Source organism: Leptothrix ochracea, assembly GCF_041083635.1.
In the GTDB taxonomy this organism is placed as follows: domain Bacteria; phylum Pseudomonadota; class Gammaproteobacteria; order Burkholderiales; family Burkholderiaceae_C; genus Sphaerotilus; species Sphaerotilus ochraceus.
Window position 1 is genome coordinate 72,665 of sequence record NZ_JBFPHB010000003.1, and the last position, 24,521, is coordinate 97,185.

Sequence of the window (24,521 nt, forward strand, 5' to 3'; positions counted from 1 at the left end):
CCGGGTCAGGATTGCCAGAGCATGTTGCGCAAGGGCACGACCACTTCGAAAACCTTGTAGCGGAAGTGTTGCCAGTCGGGGGTGTTGTCCACCCGAAGATCGGCGGGGGCAATGCCGTCAGGATGCCAAGTGGGGGCAAGGGTGGTGACGATGTCTTTTTCGGGTTGATCGCTGCGTGCGGCCAAAGCGATGCGGACGGCGATCACTTGGGCCCATTCGGCGGCATTGGCTGGGGGGGTCGCGGTCCAGACGTCGGCCTGCAAGTCGGCGTTGGTGTCACGGCCGTAAACCGCCTGAAGATTGACGATGTTGGCAAACAAGTCGGTGGCGGTGGTGTTGCCCGTGGTCGAGTCGAACGTTTGCAATCGCAACGACCTGGCCGCAGAGCCATTGGCCGCGTCACGAATGTCGTAAAGGTGATCCACCAAGACCCCCAAGTCGATCAGATGGCTACCTGCGGCGTAACTGATATCGGTATCCACATTGCCGGGGAAAACCGTGGTGGTTGGATCTTGATTCCACGGCCAAGCCGTGTCGGCTTTGTGTTCAATGACACTGTTGGTGGGATCTTTGCTGACCGTGAACAGCGTGCACCACGACGGAGCAAACTGCGTGGTGCCGATGTCTTTGGTGGGCACGGCCAGCATCAGATCACCTTGGCGGGTGCCGAGGCCGGTGTTTTGATCGATGCGAAAACTGGTGTCGTCACGGCGATGATCCCCGAAGACGCGGATGGGCAAAGAAACACTGGCGCCAGAGCTGCTGAGCACGCGCAGGCTGTCGGGTTGACCGTTGGCACCGTCGGTGATGATCACGGGTGCCATCGGTTGGAGGTAATCCACACCGTTGCGCTTGCCATGGATTTCTGTGCACCCGACGGTGCCACCGCTGGTCAAGCCATAGCCGCTCGTTTGAATTTCGCGTTGCAGCGTCTGTAGCGCCAAAGCGCCGCTGACTTGGGCATCGGATCCCGACGTTGTGGTGCGTTTTTGGCCTTCGTAGACCAAGGCGACTTGGGCAATGATCAGCACGGTGAGCAGACCGATGGTCATACCGACCATCAGTTCGATCAGGCTGAAGCCTTGAATGCGCCGCAACGAATGCTGCGGTGTCCTGCTTAACAGGCGGTGCCGATGCATGCGGACTCCGTCAGAGGTTGGGATTGATCGTGGTCGAGGTGACGAACTGATGCGCACCCTCGTTGGGGACGCTCCAGCGCAGTGTGATGTTGAAGTCACCTGTGGCGGAGTCAAAGACGATGTCGTACGACGAGGCTGGCAACGTGGCCTTGAGTCGGTCTGACCATGCTTTGCAAGGTGGATGGCCCGGGCAGCCTGCCGTGTCGTAAGAGGTCCGTTTTCCTGAATCTGCCCAGATCGTACCGACCAAGTCCGCCGCCAAATTGGAGGCGTCAATCCGGTACTTGGCACTCGATTGAGCTCGGCTCATGGAAACTTGCAGTCCGACCAGACCGAGGACGGCGATCGAGAAAATAAGAATGGCGATCAGCCCTTCGATCAGGACCACACCGCGCTGCTGTTGCTGCACATGGGGTGAAACTCGGACGCCATGACGGCGCGTGGAGCGAACGCGGGGAGGGGTAGGCATGGTCATGCTCGGTGGCCCGTTCAGTAGCACTTGCGCGGGTCGGTGTCATTGGTGACGGCTGGATCGCACATGCGCACACTGCCGCCGGTGCCGATCACAAGACGCAACTTGCGCACTTCGAGTCCTGAGTCGTGATCGACCAACAAGCAGCGAATAGGTTCTGCGTTGTCGATACGGCCGAAGCCGTTGAAACGGGTCTGGGTTTGGTTGGAGACGGTGGTGCAATCGGCTTGGTAGACCGTCACGGTGACATTGGGTGCGCCGTCGCCACGAGCGTACTTGGCGAGGATTTGAGGCGCCACGCTTTCACTGACGGGCTGGCCGCAGCCGCCCGAGGGATCGTTGCTGACGCTGACGACCCACGAGGCGGATAGCGAAGACAGATTGCAGCCGTTATCCAGCACGCCGGGCTGGGTGTTCGAAACGAGCGAAAAGGTCACGGGGGTATTGCGCCGCACAGCTTCTGCCCGTGCTTTTTGCAAACCCGCTTGGAGCGATTCGGCCGCAGTGCGCACTTGGGTGTTTCTCAACCACGTGGACATGCTGGGGATGGCTGAGAACATCACCACGGCAATGATGGCGATGGTGACCATCAATTCGATGATCGTGAAGCCGCGATGATGGGGCTGCTGCTTCATGATGCGTCTCAGCACTCGCTGCCTCGGGCCAACCAGCAAGGCTTGTTGACGCCAGCACCCTTGTAGCTGATGGTGATCTTGCTGTTGCCTTCATCGACGCTGTAGGCGTAGCCCACGGTGCCGGTGCCGGTTTTGCCCGTGGCTGTGATCAGATAGCCCTGATCGGCGTTGGTCGTGACGCAGGTGTAGTCGAAATACTTGACGTCATTGGGATTGACGATCGCGCCGCCACCGGCACAGGTGCCCGCGCCGTAGTTGCGGTTGTCTTGGTAGTACTGTTCCAGCTTCATGCGTGAGCTGGTCAAGTTGTTGAAGGCCTCGGTGATTTCGCCCCGGCGCAAGTAGTCGTTGTAGGAGGGAATGGCAAACGCGGCCAAGATGCCCACGATCAGCACCACGATCATCAATTCGATCAGGGTGAAACCATGGGTCTTGGATGCGTTGCGGGTCCGCAGACGACGCGAGGGAGAGATCAGAGTCATGACAAGCCACCGAGAATTGCTTTGCGCCATGCTAAGGGCCAAGGGCAAGATCACCGATAGGTCCCTGACCGGCTGTCGGTTCCCGGCTCACGTTCGTCGTTCTGCGGCGGCATCTTGGGGATAATGTCGGATCTCTGCGGTTCTGAGCGTGTTTTTCAGCACGGCACAGGGCCAATGCAGCCCACTTCTCTCACCCCCGTTTCTATCGGCCATGGCCCAATACGTTTTCACCATGAACCGCGTCGGCAAGATCGTGCCGCCGAAGCGGCAGATCCTGAAGGACGTTTCGCTGTCCTTTTTCCCCGGCGCAAAAATCGGCGTTTTGGGTCTCAACGGCTCGGGCAAATCGACCCTGCTCAAGATCATGGCGGGCATCGACAAAGATATCGAAGGCGAAGCCGTCGCGATGCCTGATCTGAAGATCGGTTATCTGCCCCAAGAGCCTGAACTTGATCCCAATGCCACCGTCCGTGAGGCGGTCGAGCAAGGTATTGGCGGTGTGCTGGCTGCCAAGCAGCGTCTTGAAGCGGTGTACGCCGCTTACGCCGATGAGAACGCTGACTTTGACGCGTTGGCGGCGGAGCAAGCCGATCTGGAAGCGATCATCGCCGCTGCCGGTAGCGAAAACACCGAAGTTTTGCTGGAGGTCGCTGCTGACGCGCTGCGCTTGCCGCCATGGGATGCCAACATCGGTAAGCTTTCGGGTGGTGAAAAGCGCCGGGTGGCGTTGTGCCGCCTGTTGCTGTCCAAGCCCGACATGCTGCTGCTTGATGAGCCCACCAACCACTTGGACGCCGAATCGGTCGAGTGGCTGGAGCAGTTCTTGGGCCGCTTCCCCGGTACTGTGGTGGCCATCACCCACGATCGCTACTTCCTTGATAACGCGGCTGAGTGGATCTTGGAGCTGGACCGAGGTCGTGGCATCCCGTATCAAGGCAACTATTCGACGTGGTTGGAGCAAAAGGAAAAGCGCCTTGAGTTGGAGCAACGCACCGAAGATGCCCGGACCAAGGCGATGAAGCTCGAACTGGAATGGGTGCGCAAGAATGCCAAGGGCCGTCAAGCCAAGAGCAAGGCCCGTCTGGCTCGGTTCGAGGAATTGAGTGACGTCGAATACCAAAAGCGCAACGAAACCAACGAAATCTTCATCCCGGTGGCTGAGCGTTTAGGTACCGAGGTGATTGAGTTCACCAACGTCAGCAAGAGCTTTGGCGACCGCGTGCTGATCGATAACCTGAGCTTCAAGGTGCCGATGGGTGCCATCGTCGGCATCATCGGCCCGAACGGTGCCGGTAAATCGACGCTGTTTCGCATGATTTCTGGCCAAGAAACGCCAGATAGCGGTGAAGTCAAGATCGGCAAGACCGTCAAGATGGCGTTCGTCGATCAAAGTCGGCAGTCGCTTGATGGCGAAAAGACGGTGTGGGAAGACCTCTCTGGGGGACTCGATAACCTGGTGGTGGGTAAGTTCGTCATGCCTAGCCGGGCTTATATCGGGCGATTCAATTTCAAGGGCAATGATCAGCAAAAACTGGTCAAGAACCTCTCCGGCGGTGAGCGCGGTCGTCTGCACTTGGCCAAGACCTTGGCCACGGGTGGCAATGTGCTGATGCTGGACGAACCGTCCAACGACTTGGACGTTGAAACCTTGCGTGCCTTGGAAGATGCTTTGCTGGAATTTGCCGGCTCAGCCATGGTGATCAGCCATGATCGCTGGTTCTTGGATCGCATTTGCACCCATATCCTCGCTTGCGAAGGCGAGTCACAGTGGTTCTTCTACCAAGGTAACTATCAGGAATATGAAGCCGATAAGAAGAAGCGCTTGGGTGAAGAAGGTGCGCGTCCCAAGCGTGTGCGTTACAAGGCCCTCAAATAACCCAATCTGGAGCAATTGCCATGAAGCAAATCACTGCCATCATCAAACCGTTCAAGCTCGAAGAAGTGCGTGAAGCACTGGCCGATGTGGGTGTGACTGGTTTGACCGTGACGGAAGTCAAGGGTTTTGGCCGTCAGAAAGGGCATACCGAGCTTTATCGCGGTGCCGAGTATGTGGTGGACTTTTTGCCCAAGGTGAAGATCGAAGTGGTGGTCAAAACCGTCGATGTGGATCGTTGCTTGGAAGCCATCGTCAAGGCGGCCAAAACGGGCAAGATTGGTGACGGCAAGATTTTTGTCACCAGCGTCGAGCAAGTGGTGCGTATCCGTACCGGCGAAACCGACGAACAAGCGGTCTGACAACCTCAGTGGGTGAAAAAGCGGCTCCACAGGGCCGCTGCCCAGATGCCAAGGCACAGCAGCAATGCCAGCAAAACGGCGGCGCTGCCGATGTCCTTGGCTTTTTTGGTCAGATCGTGCCAATCCAGCGAGATGCGGTCTACTGCCGCTTCGACGGCTGAGTTGAGCAGCTCAGTGATCAGGACCAGCACGACGCTGCCAATCAGCAGGGCCATGTCTTGCCAAGTTCTGCCCAAGGCGAAAGCAAGAGGCATCAGGATGACGGCGAGCCAAACCTCTTGGCGGAAAGCGCTTTCATCTCGATAAGCTCGGACGAAGCCGTCCCAAGAATGCTTGCTGGCTCGTATGACGCGATCGAGGCCGGTGTATTGGCCCTTTTGGTGGCGGGGTGGCGTGGCGGCTGCGTCACTCACTTTGGAACCTTGATCAGCCGTGTGTGGCACAAAACGTCGTGGAGGCACTGTCGATCCGGCAGCAGTCGTGCGAGTCCGGCATAAAACAAGAGGCTTAACCCCAGCATCAAACCCAGGGTGCCCGGCGATGTGGGTGGCGTGTTGTGCAGTAAGAAGGCGAGAGCTCCCGGTGCGATCCATAGCCAACTGAGTACGAATCGTTGGGTTGCTTTGCCGGCGCTCAAGGGGGATCCATCCGCAGTGACCACCCGGAGATGCCACGTTTTCATCGCCAAGGTTTGGCCCCGTTTGCTGGACCAAAAGCCGATGAAGTAGGCGGCAATCACTGCAAAAATCAGTAGCTGGAGCGGCAGTCGGCCCTGCATCGATTGGCGTTGATCAGTCATGATGCCGTACACCAAGCCTGTGCACATCACCATGCCGCCGACAAGAACGGTTTCGTACAGCAAGCAGAGCAGCCGTGCGCCCAAGGTGGTCATTGCAGCGTTGTGCTGGCCGCTGAGGCCGCAACCTCAAAGCGGGGTACGGCGGATGAGGCGACAGACGATCCCGCTATTGGCAGGGGGGCGGATGAGGCAAAAACCGGCTTCTTCGGGGTCAGGCGTGAAGGCGCCGGGCTTGACCCAGAGGCTCCACCGCTCGCAATCTTGGGTTGCCCGATCTGCTGATGGCGCGGTGGTTCGGGCCGGGTGCTGATCGGTCGGGTGCTCAGTCCTGAGGTGGCTTGGACCGATCCTGGCGAGACGGACCGTTGTGCGGCCGATGCGGTGGACGGCGGCAAAGTCAGGTTTGTCTTGGGCTGGGCAGCGATCAAGGCGTGGCTGGTTGATTGCTTGGCACCTGTCGTCGCGGTTGAGCTTGATGTGGACACGCTCGACGGGATGCCGCTGCCTGCTGTGGTCGGTTTACTCGCCAAGGCTTTGCGCTGGTCTTCAGGCAATGCCAGATAGGCTTTCCAGCGTGCTTCACGCTCTTCCGGTGTGAGTTGTTTGGACTCTTGAAAGCGTAACCGTGCAGCGGTTCGTTCGTGCACGCTCATGCTCGACCAATCGGCCATGCGTTCTCGCGTACGTTTTTGTTGATCGGCGCTCATCTGTGGAAAACGTGCCGCGACATCGCGCCATTTTTCCTTGCGATCGGGGTCAATCTTGGCCCAATGAGGGGCCAAAGGCTGCAAAACGGACTGTTCAGTCTTGCTTAACTGAGACCAAGTGGGCCCTGCTTCCTCGGCTGCCAACGGTTGGGCCGGTGACAGCGAGGGCATGAAGATCATCCATGTGCAAAAAGCGCCCGTGCGTACAGAGCGGCTGACGGTGTGAAACATCTCGAAGAGCACCATCTCTCATTCCAGCACGATGTCTTGCGGTTCCTTGAGGAATTCAGCAAATCCTGGATCGGTGTAAGCGGACAGCGGCAGGGGATCGCCGAGGAGTGCGGCATCGACTTCGGCCGCAGCTTCAATTTGTTCTTGGTATTGCCACTCATGCACAAGCAGCATGCCGCACACCAAAACGGCCAAGGGCGCGAAGGTGCCTAACTTGATCCACCATGATGAGCGCTCAGTCGGGCCGCCACCGAGTACTGCTGCTCCGTAGCCGAAGATCGAGGTGCTCGGGGCGGGTTGCTGTGCTTTCCGATGCAAGCGGGCCTCATGCGCTTTTTTGACGGCCATCAATCGCGCAACTCGCAGGCGTTCCTCGACGTGATAAGGCAGGATGTTTTCATCTTGCCGTCCCAAGTGCGCTGTGATTTTGTAACCGAACCGAGCCTCTAGGGCGGCTTGTTCGGGAGCGGCCTTCGGTTGCACATCCAGTTCGGTTTTCATCACAGTGTTATTCCCCGTAGTTTCAACGCCTTGGCCAGTGCATGAACCGCCCGCGAGCAATGCGTTTTCACGCTTCCCTCGGAGCATCCCATGGTCTGAGCCGTTTCGGCAACGTCCATCTCCTCCCAGTAACGCATCAGGAAGGCTTCCCGTTGACGTGTTGGCAGTTTTGTCAGTTCATCTTCGATGGCAGAGCGTGTTTGTGTTCGCTCCAAAGCGTCAGCACTGCTTTCAGTCCCTTCAGATGACTCCAAGTTATCGAGAGATTCGAGGAAGTCGAAATCACCATCGCTGTCTTCACCTTCGAAGTCGGTGAAGTTATGCATCACTGCGTTGCGAACCTTCTGATGACGGAACCAGTCCATCATCGTGTTCGACAAGATGCGCTGAAACAGCATGGGCCATTCAGCTGCAGGGCGATCGCTGTACCGCTCCGAGAGCTTGATCATGGCATCTTGGACGATGTCCAAAGCCGCCTCATCATCTCTTACGGAATAGACGGCTCGCTTGAAGGCGCGTTTTTCAACGCTGCGCAGGAAGTCTGAGAGTTCGCGGTCGCTGCTCAAGGGCCGTTCGCCATGGGGGTTGTCGGGGCGGCGCGATTATGGCCCATCGCGCCAGAAGTTGAACGAGTACTTAGCCCAAGTCTCGGGTGAATGCGATAATAGAAGGCTGCATTACCTGCATGACTGGTCTGAACTGTTTGCCCGACCCGGGTCTTTCCGTTTTGGCCGCGCAGGTCCTGAATCCGCCCCACAAGGGTGCGATGGTTGCTTGGGCTGCCATCACGAGGATGGACACCGTTCGATTTTCGTCAGAGAAAACCCGAAAGGTTCGAGATGAACATGTCTGCCGCGGAACACAAACTTAGCAATCCAATGTCAACCCCACACGATCATGCTGCCGATCCGGAGATCAATGGCTCCGAGATTCTGGTTCGATGCCTTCAAGCCGAAGGCGTGAAATACATCTGGGGCTACCCAGGCGGGTCCGTCCTCTATATTTATGACGCGATCTACCAGCAAGACAGCTTTCTGCATGTGCTGGTGCGCCACGAACAAGCTGCTGTGCATGCCGCTGATGGCTATGCACGCGCGACAGGCAATGTTGGCGTTGCGCTGGTCACCTCGGGTCCGGGTGTGACCAATGCGGTAACCGGTATCGCCACGGCCTACATGGACTCCATCCCGATGGTGATCATCACCGGGCAGGTGCCAACAGCCGCCATTGGTCTTGATGCCTTCCAAGAGTGCGACACGGTGGGCATCACCCGCCCGGTGGTCAAGCACAATTTCTTGGTCAAGGATGTGCGCGATCTGGCGGGCGTCCTTAAGAAGGCGTTCCACATTGCCCGTACCGGCCGACCCGGCCCGGTGGTGGTGGATATCCCCAAGGACGTTTCGTTCAACAAGACCACATTCCATTACCCCGAATCGGTCGAGATGCGTTCCTACAACCCGGTGCGTAAGGGCCATGGCGGACAGATCCGCAAGGCCGTGCAGCTGTTGTTGTCGGCCAAGCGGCCCTACATCTATACCGGCGGTGGTGTGATTTTGGCCAATGCGTCGGCCGAATTGCGTGAGCTGTGCGATTTGCTGGGCTACCCCGTCACCAATACCTTGATGGGCTTGGGTGCGATTGCCTCGTCTGATCCGAAGTTCCTTGGCATGCTGGGCATGCACGGGACCTATGAAGCCAACATGACCATGCAGAACGCCGATGTCGTTCTGGCTGTGGGTGCGCGTTTCGACGACCGTGTGATTGGCAATCCCACGCACTTCGCCTCGGTCGATCGCAAGATCATTCACATCGACATCGACCCGTCCTCCATCTCCAAGCGCGTCAAGGTGGATGTGCCCATCGTGGGTGATGTGCGTGACGTGTTGCGTGAGCTGATTGCGCAAATTCGCGAAACCCAGCAGCGGACTGAACCGGCTGCCTTGGCCGTTTGGTGGGATCAGATTCAGCTGTGGCGGGGTCGTGAGTGCCTGAAGTACAAGCCTTCGGATGAGGTCATCAAACCGCAAGCCGTGGTTGAAAAGCTCTGGGAGCTGACGCGAGGCCGCGATACCTACATCACGTCTGACGTCGGTCAGCACCAGATGTGGGCGGCCCAGTACTTCAAGTTCGATGAGCCCCGTCGCTGGATCAACTCCGGCGGCTTGGGCACCATGGGTGTGGGCTTGCCTTACGCCATGGGCATCAAGTTGGCCAAGCCTGACTCGGATGTGTTTTGCATCACCGGCGAAGGCTCGATCCAGATGAACATCCAAGAGCTTTCGACCTGTCAGCAGTACAAGACGCCGGTCAAGATCATTGCCTTGAACAACCGTTATCTAGGCATGGTGCGGCAGTGGCAAGAGTTGAACTATGAAGGTCGCTACGCCCACAGCTACATGGACGCGCTGCCGGACTTCGTCAAGTTGGCTGAAGCCTACGGGCATGTGGGTTTGAAGATCGAGAAGCCTTCTGAGATTGAGCCCGCCCTCAGAGAACTGATTCGTTTGAAGGATCGCACTGTGTTCCTAGACGTGCGCACCGACCCGACCGAAAACGTTTGGCCCATGGTGCAAGCCGGCAAGGGCATCACTGAAATGCTGCTCGGATCCGAGGACCTCTGATCATGAAACACATCATTGCATTGCTGCTCGAAAACGAGCCTGGCGCCCTGTCGCGGGTCGTCGCCTTGTTCTCGGCCCGGGGCTACAACATCGAAAGCCTCACTGTTGCCCCGACCGAGGATGCCTCTCTGTCGCGCATGACCATCGTCACGAATGGCTCGGACGAAGTGATTGAGCAGATCACCAAACATCTGAACCGCTTGATCGAAGTGGTGAAGGTGGTTGATCTGACCGAAGGCAGCTTCACCGCCCGTGAGTTGCTGTTGGTCAAGGTGCGCGCGGTCGGTAAGGAGCGTGAGGAGATGAAGCGCATGGCTGACATCTTCCGAGGCCGCATCATCGACGTGACTGACAAGACCTACACCATCGAACTCACCGGCGACTCTGGAAAGCTTGACGCTTTCATGGAAGCCGTGGATCGCACTGCGATTCTTGAGACCGTCCGTACCGGCTCCAGTGGCATTGGTCGCGGCGAACGCATCCTGCGCGTCTGAGGCCTTTTCAGCCCGCCCGCAGTCTTCTTTTTTCATCCCGTTCATTTTCCAAGGATAGTTTCCATGAAGGTCTACTACGACAAGGACGCCGATCTCAGCCTGATCAAGGGCAAGCAAGTTGCGATCATCGGCTACGGCTCCCAAGGTCACGCCCACGCCCAAAACCTGAACGACAGCGGCGTGAATGTCACCGTCGGTCTGCGCCGGGGCGGTGCTTCTTGGGCCAAGGTCGAAAAGGCCGGTCTGAAGGTGGCTGAAGTCGCTGAAGCCGTCAAGGCCGCCGACGTGGTCATGATTTTGTTGCCCGATGAGCAAATCGCTGACGTCTACAAGCGCGAGATTGAGCCCAACATTCGCCAAGGCGCTTCGCTGGTGTTTGCTCACGGTTTCAACGTCCATTACGGCCAAGTCATCCCGCGTGATGATCTGGACGTGTGGATGGTGGCCCCGAAGGCTCCTGGTCACACCGTGCGTGGTACCTACGCCCAAGGTGGCGGCGTGCCCCACCTGATCGCTGTGCATGCCGACAAGACCGGCAAGGCCCGTGATCTGGCCCTGAGCTACGCTGCGGCCAATGGCGGCGGCAAGGCCGGCATCATCGAAACCAACTTCCGCGAAGAAACCGAAACCGACTTGTTCGGCGAACAAGCCGTCTTGTGCGGTGGTGCGGTTGAGCTGATCAAGGCGGGTTTCGAAACGCTGACCGAAGCGGGTTACGCGCCCGAAATGGCTTACTTCGAGTGCTTGCACGAACTGAAGTTGATCGTTGATCTGATTTATGAAGGCGGTATCGCCAACATGAACTACTCGATCTCGAACAACGCCGAATACGGTGAGTACGTCACCGGCCCGCGCGTCGTCACCGAAGACACCAAAAACGCCATGCGTCAGTGCCTGAAGGACATCCAGACTGGCGAATATGCCAAGTCCTTCATCTTGGAAAACAAGGCCGGTGCACCGACCCTGATCTCGCGTCGTCGCCTGACAGCTGAGCATCCGATTGAGCAAGTCGGTGAACAGCTGCGCGCCATGATGCCTTGGATCAAGGCCAACAAGTTGGTGGACAAGAGCCGCAACTGATCAAGCTGAAGCGCTGCTTTCGCTTGCTAAAAAGGTGCCGATCGACGGCACCTTTTTTTATGCTCCCCGTGGGACTGGTCGATAATCGACGTATGAATTATTTTTCTGGGCAGGACCGTGCGATGGAATCGGGGCGTCAAGATGAGGGTGTGACGGAAGCTGGCAGCATGTCGGATGCGATCCGTCCCCGGCGTAAAGGCATCTATATCCTGCCGAACCTGTTTACGCTGGCGGCGCTTTTTGGCGGCTTCTACGCGATTGTCATGGCCATGAATGGTCACTTTGACAATGCTGCGATTGGCGTCATGTGTGCGATGGTGCTCGACAGCTTGGACGGGCGTGTGGCTCGCATGACCAACACCACCAGTGCTTTTGGTGAGCAAATGGACAGCCTCTCCGACATGGTGTCCTTTGGCGCTGCTCCGGCACTGATCGTCTATGAATGGTCGCTCAAGGGGCTTGGCAAGGTCGGCTGGATCGCCGCTTTCGTCTACTGCGCCGCTGCTGCTTTGCGTTTGGCCCGTTTCAACACCAACATCGGTGTGGTCGATAAGCGCTTTTTCCAAGGCTTGCCCAGTCCGGCCGCTGCCGCGTTGGTGGTCGGTTTTATCTGGGTGCTGGATGACGCGGGTGTGAAGGGCGTTTCGCACGTGGAGTGGTTGAGCTGGTTCACTTGCGGTTTGACGTTGTATGCCGGCCTGACCATGGTGACCAACGTGCCGTTCTATAGCTTCAAGGACATCAGCTTCAAGCGCTCGGTGCCGTTCATCGTGATCGTGGCGATCGCGTTGGCGTTTGCGCTCATTGCCTATCACCCGCCCATTGTGTTGTTCGCCTTGTTCGTGGTTTATGGGTTCTCTGGTTACGGTGTCTATCTTTTTCGCAAGATGAAAGGCCGCCCAGTGAGCCTGATGTCTACATCCACGGATGAGCCTGAAGAGCAGGGTTTGCATCGTTGAACGCAGGGCCTTCGGGGGCTTTGAGCTGCGTGTTATATTGCTTCACATGACTTTTCGCGTTGCCACACCCTTTTTGCGATTTCTACTAGAAGCTCTTCTTCTAGTGTCGTCGCGGGCACGCTGACCAGTCTTTTCTGTTTTTCCTGGATCAACGGCCCGCACAGCGCAACGCTGCGGGCCGTTGGTTTTTGCGGGTACAGCGTTCGAGTTGAAAACCCCTCGGAGATATTTATGAGCGACAAGCTGATCATTTTCGATACCACTTTGCGCGATGGTGAGCAGTCACCGGGTGCGTCGATGACCCGCGACGAGAAGCTGCGTATTGCCAAGCAACTTGAGCGGCTCAAGGTCGATGTGATCGAGGCGGGGTTTGCCGCGTCCAGCAATGGCGACTTTGAAGCGGTGAAGGCCATTGCCGATCTGATCAAGGACTCGACCATTTGCTCCTTGGCGCGGGCCAACGAACGCGATATTTCGCGTGCGGCCGAAGCCCTGCGCGGCGCGCACTCCTCGCGTATTCACACCTTCATCGCCACCAGTGCTTTGCACATGGAGAAGAAGTTGCGCATGACCCCCGATCAAGTCTACGAACAGGCCAAGGTGGCGGTGCGCTTTGCGCGGCAGCACTGCGAACAAGTTGAGTTCTCGCCCGAAGATGGCTATCGCTCGGACATGGACTTCCTCTGCCGCGTGATTGAAGCGGTGATTGCCGAAGGGGCCACGACCATCAACGTGCCCGATACGGTGGGCTACGCCATTCCTGAGCTCTACGGCAACTTCATCCGTACCTTGCGTGAGCGTGTGCCCAATTCCGACAAGGCGATTTGGTCGGTGCATTGCCATAACGATTTGGGCATGGCGGTGGCCAATTCTTTGGCCGGCGTCAAGATTGGTGGTGCGCGTCAGGTGGAATGCACCATCAACGGTTTGGGTGAACGTGCGGGCAACTGCTCGCTCGAAGAAGTGGTGATGGCGGTCAAGACGCGCCGCGATTATTTTGGCTTGGACGTGGGCATTGATGCCACGCAGATCGTACCGGCCTCGCGCATGGTGGCGCAGACCACCGGTTTTGTGGTGCAGCCCAACAAGGCGGTGGTGGGGGCCAATGCCTTTGCTCATGCTTCTGGCATCCATCAAGACGGGGTGCTCAAGGCGCGTGATACCTACGAAATCATGCGCGCTGAAGACGTGGGTTGGAGTGCCAACAAGATCGTGTTGGGCAAGCTGTCGGGGCGCAACGCTTTCAAGCAGCGCTTGCAGGATCTGGGCATCGAGATGAACTCGGAAGCCGAAACCAACACCGCATTCATGAAATTCAAGGATCTGGCCGATCGCAAGAGTGAAATCTTTGATGAGGACATCTTGGCCTTGGTGAACGATGACGGTGCGCGCAGCGAAGATGAGCACTTTCGCTTGTTGGCGTTGTCGCAGAGCTCCGAGATGGGTGAGCGGCCTCGGGCCAAAGTTGCCTTTGCTGCGGGTGCGGAAGAACATCACGCCGAATCGGAGGGCAATGGGCCCGTGGATGCCAGCATCAAAGCCATCGAAATGCAGGTTCGCAGCGGTGCTGAGCTGTTGCTTTACTCGGTGAATGCCATCACGTCCGGCAGCACAGAGTCTCAAGGTGAGGTGACTGTGCGTCTCCAGCAAGGTGGGCGTGTGGTCAATGGTGTCGGCGCTGATCCCGATATCGTGGTGGCATCCGCCAAAGCGTATTTGTCCGCACTGAACAAACTGCGCAGCAAAAACGAACGGGTTGCTGCACAGGGATAAAAAACGCCACTTTGAACCCTTGATTCGAGGCTGTGCTGTGTTCGAACGGACACAGCACAGCCTTTTCTCACCGTTTCTGTCGTTGCTGCACGGGCCGCTTTCTCATAGACTGATGAAGCCCGTTCATGGGCGCTTAGTCCTTGGGTTTCTGATCGTGTCCATGCGAAATAAATATCATCTGCTGGGTTCCTCTCTCCTGCGTGCGTTGGTCTTGAGCGTCGGGGTTTCTGGTTTGGTTTTGGGGATGGTTGAACCTGCCCAAGCGGCCAAAAAGACGGCCCATGTCAAGAAAACCAAGGCGCGGCGCGGCGGTGCTGGGTATGTTTCGCCCGTTTCTTACGGTCGCAGTAACGGGTTGCATGCGGCACACGATCCGCTGGCGCTGGAATCTAGCGTGGCCTTGGTGGTGGATCAACACACTGCTGAGGTGCTGTTTAGCAAGAACGCGTCATCGGTTTTGCCCATCGCTTCCTTGACCAAGTTGATGACGGCGCTGGTTGTGGTCGAGAACAGGTTGCCCTTGGACGATATCCTCGAAGTCAGTGATGACGATGTCGATAACGAGAAGCACAGTCGTTCACGCCTTCCCGTGGGCGCCCATCTCACTCGTGAGCAGATGCTTCACTTGGCGCTGATGTCTTCTGAGAATCGAGCAGCCAGTTCGCTGGGGCGTCATTTCCCTGGGGGGGAAGAGGCTTTTGTGGCGGCCATGAATCGCAAGGCTGAGCAGTTGGGCATGCACGACACGCACTATGTCGAGCCTACGGGGCTGTCGAGCAAGAACCAATCCACTGCGATGGACTTGGCGCGGTTGGTCATGGCGGCTTACCAGCAACCACTGATTCGCGAATTTTCGACCTCGCCCGCCCATCAAGTGACCGTGGGACATCGCGTGCTGCCCTATCGCAACACCAATGCGCTGGTACGCAATCCCGCGTGGGAAATTGGTCTCCAAAAGACGGGCTATATCGCTGAAGCAGGGCGTTGCTTGATCATGCAAGCGCGTTTGGCGGACCGAGATGTGGTGATGGTCTTCCTTGATTCACAGGGCAAGTACTCTCGTATTGCCGATGCCGAGCGTGTTCGTCGCTGGATGCTCAACCGAGCCAAAGCCGAGCAGCCAACGCCCGTTTCTTGAGCGTCCTTCAGGCTGCGCGATAACCCAGTGCGGTCGAGATCTGTGCTGCGGTTTCTTTCAGCCGGTCACACCAGCTTTCTTCGAGTCGGTCCGATGGGGCTGAGATCGACAGGCCGGCAATCAAACGGCCTTGATCATCGTAAATGCCGGCCGCCATGCAGCGCACGCCCAACTCTAGTTCTTCGTTATCGCGCGCCAATTCTCGTTGTCTGACACGCGATAGTTCACGCTCCAGCTGCCCCAAGTCCGTCAGGCTGTTGCGTGTATGACCTGCTAGACCCGTTCTGGCGGCGTATGCCCGCACCTTGATCGGGTCATCTTGGGCCAAGAAGAGCTTGCCCACCGAGGTCAGGTGCAAGGGAGCTCGCCCCCCAATGGCGCGCACCACTTGCATGCCAGATCGCTCGCTGAAGCTACGTTCGATGTAGACGATCTCATCACCTTGGCGCACCGATAGGTTGATGGGCTGCAAGGTCAGTTTGTGCAGTTCGCGCATCGGTCCAATCGCCGCGTCGCGTACATCCAGTCTGGCCTTGACCAGGTTACCCAGTTCTAGCAATCGCATACCGAGACGGTATGTTCCTGCTGCGGGTCGATCCACGAAACGACCCGCCGCCAGATCGTTGAGGATGCGGTGTGCCGTCGAAGGGTGTAAGCCGCTTTGTGCACTGATCTGTTTTAGCGGGACCGGATCTTGATGGCTCGCCAGCACATCCAAGACGACAAAGACGCGTTCAAGAACCTGGATCGTGGGAGAGACAGTGTCTTTGGGGATCATGATGGATGGGAAGCAATAGAAGCGCTATTTTGCATGACGAAATGCTTCTGTCGCAGGATGAAAAGCAGCCGCAGAACCCAAGATTAAGGGTTATCACTAGGACAGAACGCAAGCAGCTGGTAAGTGAGCCGGGACAACACTCTAGAACGACGCTGGTGCCGGCTTGATGGGTCTTATGATCCCTTAAGTTTTTTGACCGAGGACCGGTTTGCGAGACAGGGATAACTTGATGATAGAGTTCGCCCCCGCAACGATCTGGTTTTGCTTGATGACTGACGCATCGGGCCAACGCAGATTGCAGTCCGCCAATCGGTCAAGCCGTGTCGCGGAAGGTTTTTCAACCCATCAAAGCCTTGCATACCAAGGCGAAAGGTGAGCGCAGATGATGCAGGAATACAGGTCGAATTCGTACCTCTTCGGTGGTAACGCGCCCTATGTTGAGGAAATGTACGAGTCGTATCTCGACAATCCAGGCTCCGTACCAGACAACTGGCGTAGCTACTTCGACGCCCTACAAAACGTCCCGGCCACCGATGGGTCGGACACGCGCGATGTGGCCCATGCGCCGGTGATCGAGTCCTTTGCTCAACGCGCGAAATCCAATGCGTTTGCCCTTAAAGCCAGCTCGGCCGATCTTGCTGTGGCGCGCAAGCAAGTGCATGTGCAGTCCCTGATTGCGGCCTATCGCTTTTTGGGCTCCCGTTGGGCCGACTTGGATCCGCTCAAGCGTCATGAGCGGCCCAAGATTCCCGAGTTGGAACCAGCGTTCTACGACCTGAGCGAGTCCGATATGGACATCACGTTCAGCGCCACGAACACCTACTTCACCAAAGCGGAAAACATGACGCTGCGCGAGATCGTGCAGGCGCTGCGTGAAACCTATTGCGGCTCGGTGGGTGCGGAGTACATGCACATCACCGATCCCACGGAGAAGCGTTGGTGGCAGGAACGGCTGGAAGCGATCCGTAGCAAGCCGAGTTTTTCGGTCGAAGAGAAAAAACACATCCTTGAGCGCTTGACCGCAGCGGAAGGGTTGGAGCGTTTTCTCCACACCAAGTACGTCGGTCAGAAGCGTTTCTCGCTCGAAGGTGGCGAAAGTTTCATTGCCTCCATGGACGAACTGGTGCAACGCGCCGGTGCCAAGGGCGTGCAGGAAATCGTCATCGGGATGGCCCACCGAGGCCGGCTGAACGTGCTGGTGAACACCTTGGGCAAAATGCCCAAGGACTTGTTTGCCGAGTTCGATCACACCGCGCCTGAAGACTTGCCGGCTGGCGACGTGAAGTACCACCAAGGCTTCTCCAGCGACATCCCGACCAAGGGTGGCGCGGTTCACTTGAGCTTGGCCTTCAATCCGTCACACCTCGAAATTGTCAATCCGGTGGTCGAAGGCTCCGTCAAGGCGCGGATGGATCGTCGGGGTGACAAGGAGGGCTCACAAGTGTTGCCGGTGCTGGTGCACGGTGATGCGGCCTTTGCCGGTCAAGGCGTGGTGATGGAAACCTTGGCCTTGGCCCAGACCCGGGGCTACTACACGGGGGGCACGGTGCATCTGGTGATCAATAACCAGATCGGGTTCACCACCTCGGACCCGCGCGACAGCCGCTCGACGCTGTACTGCTCGGACGTCGTCAAGATGATCGAAGCGCCGGTGCTGCATGTGAACGGCGATGATCCTGAAGCCGTGGTGCTGTGTACGCAGCTGGCCATGGATTACCGCCAAGAGTTCAAGAAGGACGTGGTGGTCGATATCGTCTGCTTCCGCAAGCTGGGCCACAACGAGCAAGACACGCCCTCGCTGACGCAGCCGCTGATGTACAAAAAGATCAGCGCCCATCCGGGGACGCGGCGTCTCTACGGTGAAAAGTTGGTGGCGCAGAACGTGTTGCCAGCCGATGGTCCGGACCAGATGGCCAAGGACTTCCGCGCCGCCATGGATGCGGGCAAGCACACGGTGGACCCGGTGCTGACCAACTTCAAGAGCAAGTACGCTGTCGATTGGCTGCCTTACTTGGGTCGCAAGTGGACCGATGCGGCCGATACCGGTCTGCCCTTGACGGAAATCCGCCGCTTGGCTGAAAAGATCACCACCATTCCGGCCAACTTCAAGGTGCACCCGCTGGTGGAGAAGGTCATCGCTGATCGCGCTGCGATGGGTCGAGGCCAGATCAATGTGGATTGGGGCATGGGCGAACACTTGGCCTACGCCTCTTTGGTGGCTTCGGGTTACGCCGTGCGTCTGTCGGGCGAGGATTGCGGTCGGGGCACCTTTGTGCACCGCCATGCTGTGCTGCACGACCAAAACCGCGAGAAGTGGGACATCGGCACCTATGTTCCTTTGGAGAACATTGCCGAGAACCAAGCGCCGTTCGTCGTCATTGATTCCATCCTGTCCGAAGAGGCCGTGTTGGGCTTTGAGTACGGCTACGCCGGCTCGGATCCGAACACGCTCACCATCTGGGAAGGTCAATTCGGCGACTTCGTCAACGGCGCTCAAGTGGTGATCGACCAGTTCATCGCCTCGGGTGAAGTGAAGTGGGGCCGTGCCAATGGGCTGACGCTGATGTTGCCGCACGGCTACGAAGGCCAAGGCCCTGAGCACAGCTCGGCGCGTCTGGAGCGCTTCATGCAGTTGGCCGCTGACACCAACATGCAGATCGTGCAGCCCACCTCGGCCAGCCAGATCTTCCATTTGCTGCGCCGTCAGATGGTGCGCCAGTTCCGCAAGCCGCTGGTCATCATGACCCCGAAGTCGCTGCTGCGTAACAAGGATGCCACCTCGCCACTGAATGAATTCACCAAGGGTGAGTTCCGCACCGTGATCGGTGATCAAAGCGCGACAGTGGATGCTTCGAAGGTCAAGCGACTGATCGCTTGCTCGGGCAAGGTCTATTACGATTTGGTCAAGAAGCGCGAGGAAAAGAAGAACGATGTGGCTGTCATCCGTGTGGAGCAGCTCTATCCGTTCCCGCACAAGGCGTTTGCGAACGAGTTGAAGAAATATCCCAATCTGGCCGAAATCGTGTGGTGTCAAGACGAGCCGCAGAACCAAGGTGCTTGGTTCTTCGTTCAGCATCAGATCCACGAAAACATGCAAGAAGGACAGAAGCTTGGGTACGCCGGGCGTCCGGCCTCGGCTTCGCCGGCGGTGGGTTATGCCCACTTGCACCAAGAGCAGCAAAAGGCCTTGCTTGATCAAGCCTTCGCCAAGCTCAAGGGCTTCGTTCTGTCCAAATAACGCATTCAGACTTCATCATGGCTATCGTAGACGTCAAAGTTCCCCAACTGTCCGAATCCGTCGCTGAAGCGACTTTGCTGACATGGAAGAAAAAGCCCGGTGATGCCGTGGCGATCGATGAAATTCTCATCGAAATCGAAACCGATAAGGTGGTACTGGAAGTGCCTGCCCCGTCCGCAGGTGTGCTGGCTGCCTTGGTGGTGGCCGATGGTGGCACCGTGGTCAGCGATCAGTTGATTGCCCAGATTGACACCGAAGGCAAGGCTGGGGCTGCTGCGCCCGCTGCTGCTTCGGTGGCTGCGGTGGCTTCTCCCGCTGCGCCGGCCGCAGCGGATAAATCCGGTGTGGCCATGCCTGCGGCGGCCAAGCTGTTGGCTGACAACGGTTTGTCGGTCGGGGCCGTGACTGGCACCGGCAAGGATGGTCGTGTCACCAAGGGGGATGTGCTGGGTGCTGTGGCGGCGGGTGTTGCCGCTCCTGCCGCCCCGGTGGCACCTGCTCCGGCGGTCAAAGTGGCTCCCGTGCCTGCTGTGGCCAAGCCGTTGCCGGCGGTGTCCACCCCGGCCATGGTCAACTTGGGTGATCGCCCGGAACAGCGCGTGCCGATGAGCCGCCTGCGTGCCCGTGTGGCTGAGCGTCTGGTGCAGTCGCAATCGACCAACGCCATTCTGACCACGTTCAACGAAGTGAACATGGCGCCGGTGATGGAGATGCGCAAGAAGTTCCAAGACAAGTTCGAAAAGGAACACGGCGTCAAGCTGGGTTTCATGAGCTTCTTCGTCAAGGCCGCGGTGGCTGCGCTCAAGAAGTACCCGGTGCTGAACGCGTCGGTCGATGGCAACGACATCGTGTATCACGGCTATTTCGACATCGGCATCGCTGTGGGCTCGCCCCGTGGCTTGGTGGTGCCCATCATCCGTAATGCCGATCAGATGAGCTTTGCTGACATCGAAAAGAAGATCGCTGAGTTTGGTCAAAAGGCCAAGGAAGGCAAGATCTCGCTGGACGATTTGACGGGTGGCACGTTCTCGATTTCGAACGGCGGCACCTTCGGCTCGATGCTCTCGACCCCGATCATCAACCCGCCGCAATCGGCCATTCTGGGCGTGCATGCGACCAAGGATCGTGCCGTGGTTGAAAACGGCCAAGTGGTGGTGCGCCCGATCAACTATCTGGCCATGTCCTACGACCACCGCATCATCGACGGCCGCGAAGCCGTGCTGGGTCTGGTGACCATGAAGGAAGCGTTGGAAGATCCGGCCCGCTTGCTGTTCGATATCTGAGCGATATCTGAGCCGCGCTCCATTTGATGTGATTTCACAGGCGCCCCTTCGGGGGCGTTTTGCCAAGATTTCTAGGAATTCAACATGTCCAAGTCTTTTGACGTCGTCGTGATCGGCGGCGGCCCCGGCGGCTACATCGCCGCGATCCGTGCCGCACAACTCGGCTTCAACGTGGCCTGCATCGACGCGTGGCAGAACGATAAGGGCGGTCCAGCCCCAGGCGGCACCTGCACCAACGTTGGCTGCATTCCGTCGAAGGCGCTGTTGCAATCTTCCGAGCATTTTGAGCACGCCGCGCACCACTTCGGCGACCACGGCATCAGCCTGTCGAATCTGTCGATGGATGTGGCCAAGATGGTGGATCGCAAGAATGCGGTGGTGAAGCAAAACAACGACGGCATCCTCTACCTGCTGAAGAAGAACAAGGTCAGCTTCTTCCACGGTCTGGGCTCCTTTGCCAAGGCCGTCGAAGGCGGTGGCTATGAGATCCATGTCGCAGGCGCAGCCGCCGAGACCTTGGTGGCGAAGCAAGTCATCATCGCCACCGGCTCCAACGCCCGTGCGTTGCCGGGTGCGCCGTTTGACGAAGACAAGATCCTGTCCAACGACGGCGCGCTGCGCATCGCTGCGGTGCCCAAGAAGCTTGGCGTGATCGGTTCGGGCGTGATTGGCTTGGAAATGGGCTCGGTCTGGCGTCGTTTGGGCGCTGAAGTGACCATCCTCGAAGCCATGCCGACCTTTTTGGCGGCTGCCGACGAAGGTGTGGCCAAGGAGGCGCTCAAGGCGTTCAAGAAGCAGGGGCTGAAGCTCGAATTCGGCGTCAAGATTTCCAAGGTGGATGCCTCGGGTGACGGCGTGGTCGTCACCTATGCCAACGCCAAGGGCGAGGAAGTCACGCTGGCGGTGGATAAGCTGATCGTCTCGATCGGCCGCACGGCCAACACCACCGGGCTGAACCCGGAGGCCGTGGGTCTCAAGCTCGACGAGCGCGGCCTGATCGTCGTGGACGGCGACTGCAAAACCAACTTGCCCGGCGTTTGGGCCGTGGGTGATGTGGTGCGCGGCCCGATGCTGGCGCACAAGGCCGAGGAAGAAGGCGTGGCGGTGGCCGAGCGCATCGCTGGGCAGCATGGGCACGTTGATTTCTCGATCATCCCGTGGGTGATCTACACCAGTCCGGAAATCGCGTGGGTCGGGCGCACCGAGCAGCAGCTCAAAGCGGACGGCGTGGCCTACAAGGCGGGTCAGTTCCCGTTCTTGGCCAATGGTCGTGCCCGAGCGCTGGGCGACACCACCGGCTTCGTCAAATTTTTGGCCGACGCCAAGACCGACGAGATTTTGGGCGTGCACATCGTCGGCCCGATGGCCTCGGAGTTGATCTCCGAAGCTGTGGTGGCGATGGCGTTCAAGGCGTCAAGCGAAGACATCGCGCGCATCTGTCACGCCCACCCCAGCTTGAGCGAAGCGACCAAGGAAGCGGCCTTGGCCGTGGACAAGCGCACGCTGAACTTCTGATCAAAAGGGGGCCAAAGGCCCCCTTTTTTGAGTACATGTTTAGAACATGTACTTGAAGCTCAGTTTGGCGGTGCGTCCGTTGATGGAACGTGCCACGTATTGGCTTCCTTGGGCTTCCGCCTCGGTGTAGCCGATGGCGTTGAACAGGTTGTTGACACCCAGCGAGATGAGCGTGTTTTTCTGCGGCTCGTAGTTGGCAAAGGCATTCACCACCGTGTAGGCCGGCAACTCAACCACGTTGTCGTCTTGGGCATAGGACTTGGTGGTGCCGATGATGGCGCCGCCAATCTCAACGGCATCCAAGGTGTAGCTCGGCGCGATCTGATAAAGCAGATTGGCTTGGCGACGTGGGATGTTGCCGCTGTTGGCACCGGAGGTGATCTGCGCCTTGGTCAACGTGGCCCCGCTGGCTAGGCGGAAGTTGCCCGTGCTGAAGGTGGTTTCCGCTTCAACGCCCTTGGAGTCATAGGCGTTTTGCTTGACGGTTTGCGACGTGACTTCGTAACCGGCCCCTTCTTTGGTTTTGGCAAAGAAGGCCGTGAGGAACGCCGAGAAACCGGCTCTGCGGAACTTGACGCCCCCTTCGAGTTGATCGACTTCGTTGAGCGGATACGGATCCAGACCGGCCGCAGCGCGGGTGTCCCAGATCACGCGGTCGGGTGACTTCCACGACACGCCATGGCTGACGCGCGCAAAGGAGGCCAAGTTGCGGTTGTGCTCGTAGTTGCTGCCCAACGAGTACGAGTTGGCCGACGATGAGAAGCTGACCTTATCGACGGCGGCATTCCAAGCCCCCATGGTGGTACCGCCCGCACTGCCGAAACGTTGCCAGCCGCTACCGTCTTGGGTATCGCGTCGCACGCTGGCATCGATGCTCAGGGGACCGTTTTCCCAAGTCGCTGCGGCGTAGGGCGCCATGGCGGTGATACGCACATCGATGGCGCGGAAGCAGCACCCGCCCCATGTGGTCGGGGCGTTACCCACAGGGGCGGTGGTGGGGCTGCCGGCGTTGTTGTACAAGGCTGCGCCGTTGCCGGTCAGCCCGATGTTGTAGTTGTTCCAGTACCACGTCTGAGCCACGTTTTGCACGCCGCTGAATAGGCCGCCGGTGACCGTGACTTTGCTGGTATCGAGCTTGATTTCCTTCTGGGCGCGCACATCGTTGAACACGTTGCCCATGTCGTCCAAGCTGGTGTTGAACAGGTTGGCCGAGAACACCGGGGTGGTGCCGGTGTAGCCTGCGGGCTGGCCGCCCGCCGGGAAGACGCCGGTAAAGCGGCCCGAATTGGCGCTGCGCCGGAAACGGTCGGTGACCGTCCAGCCGCCACCCACCTTGAGTTGAGTTTCCAAGCCGATGGCATCGACTTGCACGTGCAAGCCATCCGCAGGGTTGGTGACTTGTGGATTACCGTTGCGATCGATCACGGTGTCGATCGGGAAATTCGAATTGATGAAGTAGGCGTTGCGCGGATCGACCCCGGGGATGGCGCTGATGGTGTTGCCGTTCAGGGCCACGGGCACTGGCAGATACGTTGGTGTCCGGTCATCCAAGTGCTTGACGTTGAGGCGCAGGTAGCCGTTGTCGAATTCCTTGGTGATGGAGGCCTTGACCTGACCACCATTTTCTGCGGTGAGGTCGGTGTTGCGCGAGCCTTGGCCCATGCGCTCAAAACCACCGACATGGGCGTAGAGGCGATCGCCGATCGCCCCTCCCCAATCGAAGTCCAAGCGCTGCTGGCGGTGATCGAGACCGAAGCTCATGCCCACCGCGCCACCGGCGCTGTCTTTGCCGTTGTGCGAGCGGAAATTGATGATGGCGCCGGGGGAGTTGGTGGACAAGGTGGATGCCGAGCCGCCCCGGATGACGTCGATGGCGTTGACCGAATAGTCGGCGCGGACGAACTCGTCAGCGGTGGCGAAGGAGATATCGCCGATGAGCATCACCGGCAGGCCGTCTTCTTGGAGTTGAACGTAGCGGCCACCCCCGTCGGACATGGGCAGACCACGCACGCCCAAGTTGGCGTTGCCTTCGCCGCCCGAAGATTCAGCACGGATACCCGGCACGGCGCGCAGCACTTCGGCAGCACTGGTGGCGGTGGAGTTTTGCAACTGTTCGGCCCCCAGCGTGCTGATCGAAACGCTTTGCTTCATCTTGCTGCGTGCCGTCGATGTGCCCGTGACCACGATGGCGTCCAGTTTTAGGCCGTCACTGCTGGCGCCTGTTGCCGCAGACGTGGCAGCCGGTGCAGGTGCTTCGCTCACGGCAGGAGTCGCAGTGGCCGTTGCAGCGGCCGGTTCTGCCACGGTCTGTGCGTAGGCTGTGCCCGCTTGCGCCAAAGCCATCAGCGAGGCCCAAGCGATGGGGTGCAAAGACAAGGTGGGGGAGCGTTTCATCGAGGTCTCCATTCTTGGTTGGAAAGTGGACAGGGGCAGAAAATGAA

Annotated in this window: 22 protein-coding genes; 11 read left to right on the forward strand and 11 right to left on the reverse strand. The window is 58.5% G+C overall.

Going from position 1 to position 24,521, the window contains the following annotated elements; genetic code table 11:
- Positions 1-5 precede the first annotated feature (5 nt).
- Genes AB3X39_RS01125 through AB3X39_RS01140 form a run of 4 tightly spaced genes read right to left on the reverse strand, consistent with a single transcriptional unit; the run spans position 6 to position 2,728 of the window.
- On the reverse strand, positions 6-1,139 hold the full coding sequence (locus AB3X39_RS01125) for a PilW family protein (RefSeq protein ID WP_369415515.1): 1,134 nt from the start codon (positions 1,137-1,139) through the stop codon (positions 6-8).
- 10 nt (positions 1,140-1,149) lie between these two features.
- The gene (locus AB3X39_RS01130; RefSeq protein WP_369415516.1) at positions 1,150-1,608 is read right to left on the reverse strand and encodes a pilus assembly protein PilV; all 459 of its coding nucleotides are present in this window, start codon (positions 1,606-1,608) and stop codon (positions 1,150-1,152) included.
- A gap of 20 nt (positions 1,609-1,628) precedes the next feature.
- The gene (locus AB3X39_RS01135) at positions 1,629-2,246 is read right to left on the reverse strand and encodes a GspH/FimT family pseudopilin (protein ID WP_369415517.1); all 618 of its coding nucleotides are present in this window, start codon (positions 2,244-2,246) and stop codon (positions 1,629-1,631) included.
- 8 nt (positions 2,247-2,254) lie between these two features.
- Positions 2,255-2,728, reverse strand: a complete 474-nt coding sequence (locus tag AB3X39_RS01140) for a type IV pilin protein (RefSeq protein WP_369415518.1) — start codon at positions 2,726-2,728, stop codon at positions 2,255-2,257.
- A 211-nt stretch (positions 2,729-2,939) separates the two neighbouring features.
- On the opposite strand from AB3X39_RS01140, the gene ettA reads away from it, so the two are divergent.
- Positions 2,940-4,604, forward strand: coding sequence for an energy-dependent translational throttle protein EttA (ettA, locus tag AB3X39_RS01145; protein ID WP_369415519.1), 1,665 nt, complete (start codon positions 2,940-2,942; stop codon positions 4,602-4,604).
- 20 nt (positions 4,605-4,624) lie between these two features.
- Complete coding sequence (locus tag AB3X39_RS01150) at positions 4,625-4,963, forward strand: P-II family nitrogen regulator (RefSeq protein ID WP_009453267.1); 339 nt, start codon at positions 4,625-4,627, stop codon at positions 4,961-4,963.
- 5 nt (positions 4,964-4,968) lie between these two features.
- Here AB3X39_RS01150 and AB3X39_RS01155 read toward each other — a convergent pair whose 3' ends face one another.
- From AB3X39_RS01155 to AB3X39_RS01175, 5 genes are all read right to left on the reverse strand, one after another.
- Positions 4,969-5,376 carry a diacylglycerol kinase gene (locus AB3X39_RS01155; RefSeq protein WP_369423593.1) on the reverse strand — a complete coding sequence of 136 codons (408 nt, stop codon included), beginning with the start codon at positions 5,374-5,376 and terminating at the stop codon, positions 4,969-4,971.
- Positions 5,373-5,855 (reverse strand): RDD family protein, encoded by a 483-nt coding sequence (locus tag AB3X39_RS01160; protein WP_369415520.1) that lies wholly within the window; start codon positions 5,853-5,855, stop codon positions 5,373-5,375. The genes AB3X39_RS01155 and AB3X39_RS01160 overlap by 4 nt, the downstream gene beginning before the upstream one ends.
- The gene (locus AB3X39_RS01165; RefSeq protein WP_369415521.1) at positions 5,852-6,640 is read right to left on the reverse strand and encodes a DUF3106 domain-containing protein; all 789 of its coding nucleotides are present in this window, start codon (positions 6,638-6,640) and stop codon (positions 5,852-5,854) included. Before AB3X39_RS01165 ends, AB3X39_RS01160 begins: the two co-directional genes overlap by 4 nt.
- A 78-nt stretch (positions 6,641-6,718) precedes the next feature.
- The gene (locus AB3X39_RS01170; RefSeq protein ID WP_369415522.1) at positions 6,719-7,201 is read right to left on the reverse strand and encodes a DUF3619 family protein; all 483 of its coding nucleotides are present in this window, start codon (positions 7,199-7,201) and stop codon (positions 6,719-6,721) included.
- Positions 7,201-7,767: an RNA polymerase sigma factor gene (locus AB3X39_RS01175; protein WP_369415523.1), complete on the reverse strand. Its 567-nt coding sequence runs from the start codon at positions 7,765-7,767 to the stop codon at positions 7,201-7,203. Before AB3X39_RS01175 ends, AB3X39_RS01170 begins: the two co-directional genes overlap by 1 nt.
- A 273-nt stretch (positions 7,768-8,040) precedes the next feature.
- Here AB3X39_RS01175 and AB3X39_RS01180 point away from each other — a divergent pair, with 273 nt between their 5' ends.
- From AB3X39_RS01180 to pbpG, 6 genes are all read left to right on the forward strand, one after another.
- A complete protein-coding gene (locus AB3X39_RS01180) occupies positions 8,041-9,822 on the forward strand; it encodes an acetolactate synthase 3 catalytic subunit (protein WP_369415524.1) in 1,782 nt (593 codons plus the stop codon).
- A 2-nt stretch (positions 9,823-9,824) separates the two neighbouring features.
- Complete coding sequence (gene ilvN / locus AB3X39_RS01185; RefSeq protein WP_369415525.1) at positions 9,825-10,316, forward strand: acetolactate synthase small subunit; 492 nt, start codon at positions 9,825-9,827, stop codon at positions 10,314-10,316.
- Between the two features lie 63 nt (positions 10,317-10,379).
- A complete protein-coding gene (gene ilvC / locus AB3X39_RS01190) occupies positions 10,380-11,396 on the forward strand; it encodes a ketol-acid reductoisomerase (protein ID WP_009453580.1) in 1,017 nt (338 codons plus the stop codon).
- Positions 11,397-11,563: 167 nt separating this feature from the next.
- Positions 11,564-12,355 (forward strand): CDP-diacylglycerol--serine O-phosphatidyltransferase, encoded by a 792-nt coding sequence (gene pssA, locus AB3X39_RS01195; RefSeq protein WP_369415587.1) that lies wholly within the window; start codon positions 11,564-11,566, stop codon positions 12,353-12,355.
- Between the two features lie 231 nt (positions 12,356-12,586).
- Positions 12,587-14,128, forward strand: a complete 1,542-nt coding sequence (locus tag AB3X39_RS01200) for a 2-isopropylmalate synthase (protein ID WP_369415526.1) — start codon at positions 12,587-12,589, stop codon at positions 14,126-14,128.
- A gap of 244 nt (positions 14,129-14,372) precedes the next feature.
- A complete protein-coding gene (pbpG, locus tag AB3X39_RS01205; RefSeq protein WP_407069668.1) occupies positions 14,373-15,266 on the forward strand; it encodes a D-alanyl-D-alanine endopeptidase in 894 nt (297 codons plus the stop codon).
- Between the two features lie 7 nt (positions 15,267-15,273).
- On the opposite strand, the gene AB3X39_RS01210 is transcribed toward pbpG, so the two are convergent.
- A complete protein-coding gene (locus AB3X39_RS01210) occupies positions 15,274-16,044 on the reverse strand; it encodes an IclR family transcriptional regulator (protein WP_369415528.1) in 771 nt (256 codons plus the stop codon).
- Between the two features lie 382 nt (positions 16,045-16,426).
- Here AB3X39_RS01210 and AB3X39_RS01215 point away from each other — a divergent pair, with 382 nt between their 5' ends.
- The 3 genes from AB3X39_RS01215 (at position 16,427) to lpdA (ending at position 22,080) form a co-directional block, all read left to right on the forward strand.
- Complete coding sequence (locus AB3X39_RS01215) at positions 16,427-19,282, forward strand: 2-oxoglutarate dehydrogenase E1 component (protein WP_369415529.1); 2,856 nt, start codon at positions 16,427-16,429, stop codon at positions 19,280-19,282.
- A 17-nt stretch (positions 19,283-19,299) separates the two neighbouring features.
- Positions 19,300-20,565: a 2-oxoglutarate dehydrogenase complex dihydrolipoyllysine-residue succinyltransferase gene (odhB, locus tag AB3X39_RS01220; RefSeq protein WP_369415530.1), complete on the forward strand. Its 1,266-nt coding sequence runs from the start codon at positions 19,300-19,302 to the stop codon at positions 20,563-20,565.
- Between the two features lie 84 nt (positions 20,566-20,649).
- Positions 20,650-22,080: a dihydrolipoyl dehydrogenase gene (gene lpdA, locus AB3X39_RS01225; RefSeq protein WP_369415531.1), complete on the forward strand. Its 1,431-nt coding sequence runs from the start codon at positions 20,650-20,652 to the stop codon at positions 22,078-22,080.
- 39 nt (positions 22,081-22,119) lie between these two features.
- On the opposite strand, the gene AB3X39_RS01230 is transcribed toward lpdA, so the two are convergent.
- Positions 22,120-24,474: a TonB-dependent receptor domain-containing protein gene (locus AB3X39_RS01230; protein ID WP_369415532.1), complete on the reverse strand. Its 2,355-nt coding sequence runs from the start codon at positions 24,472-24,474 to the stop codon at positions 22,120-22,122.
- Positions 24,475-24,521 lie beyond the last annotated feature (47 nt).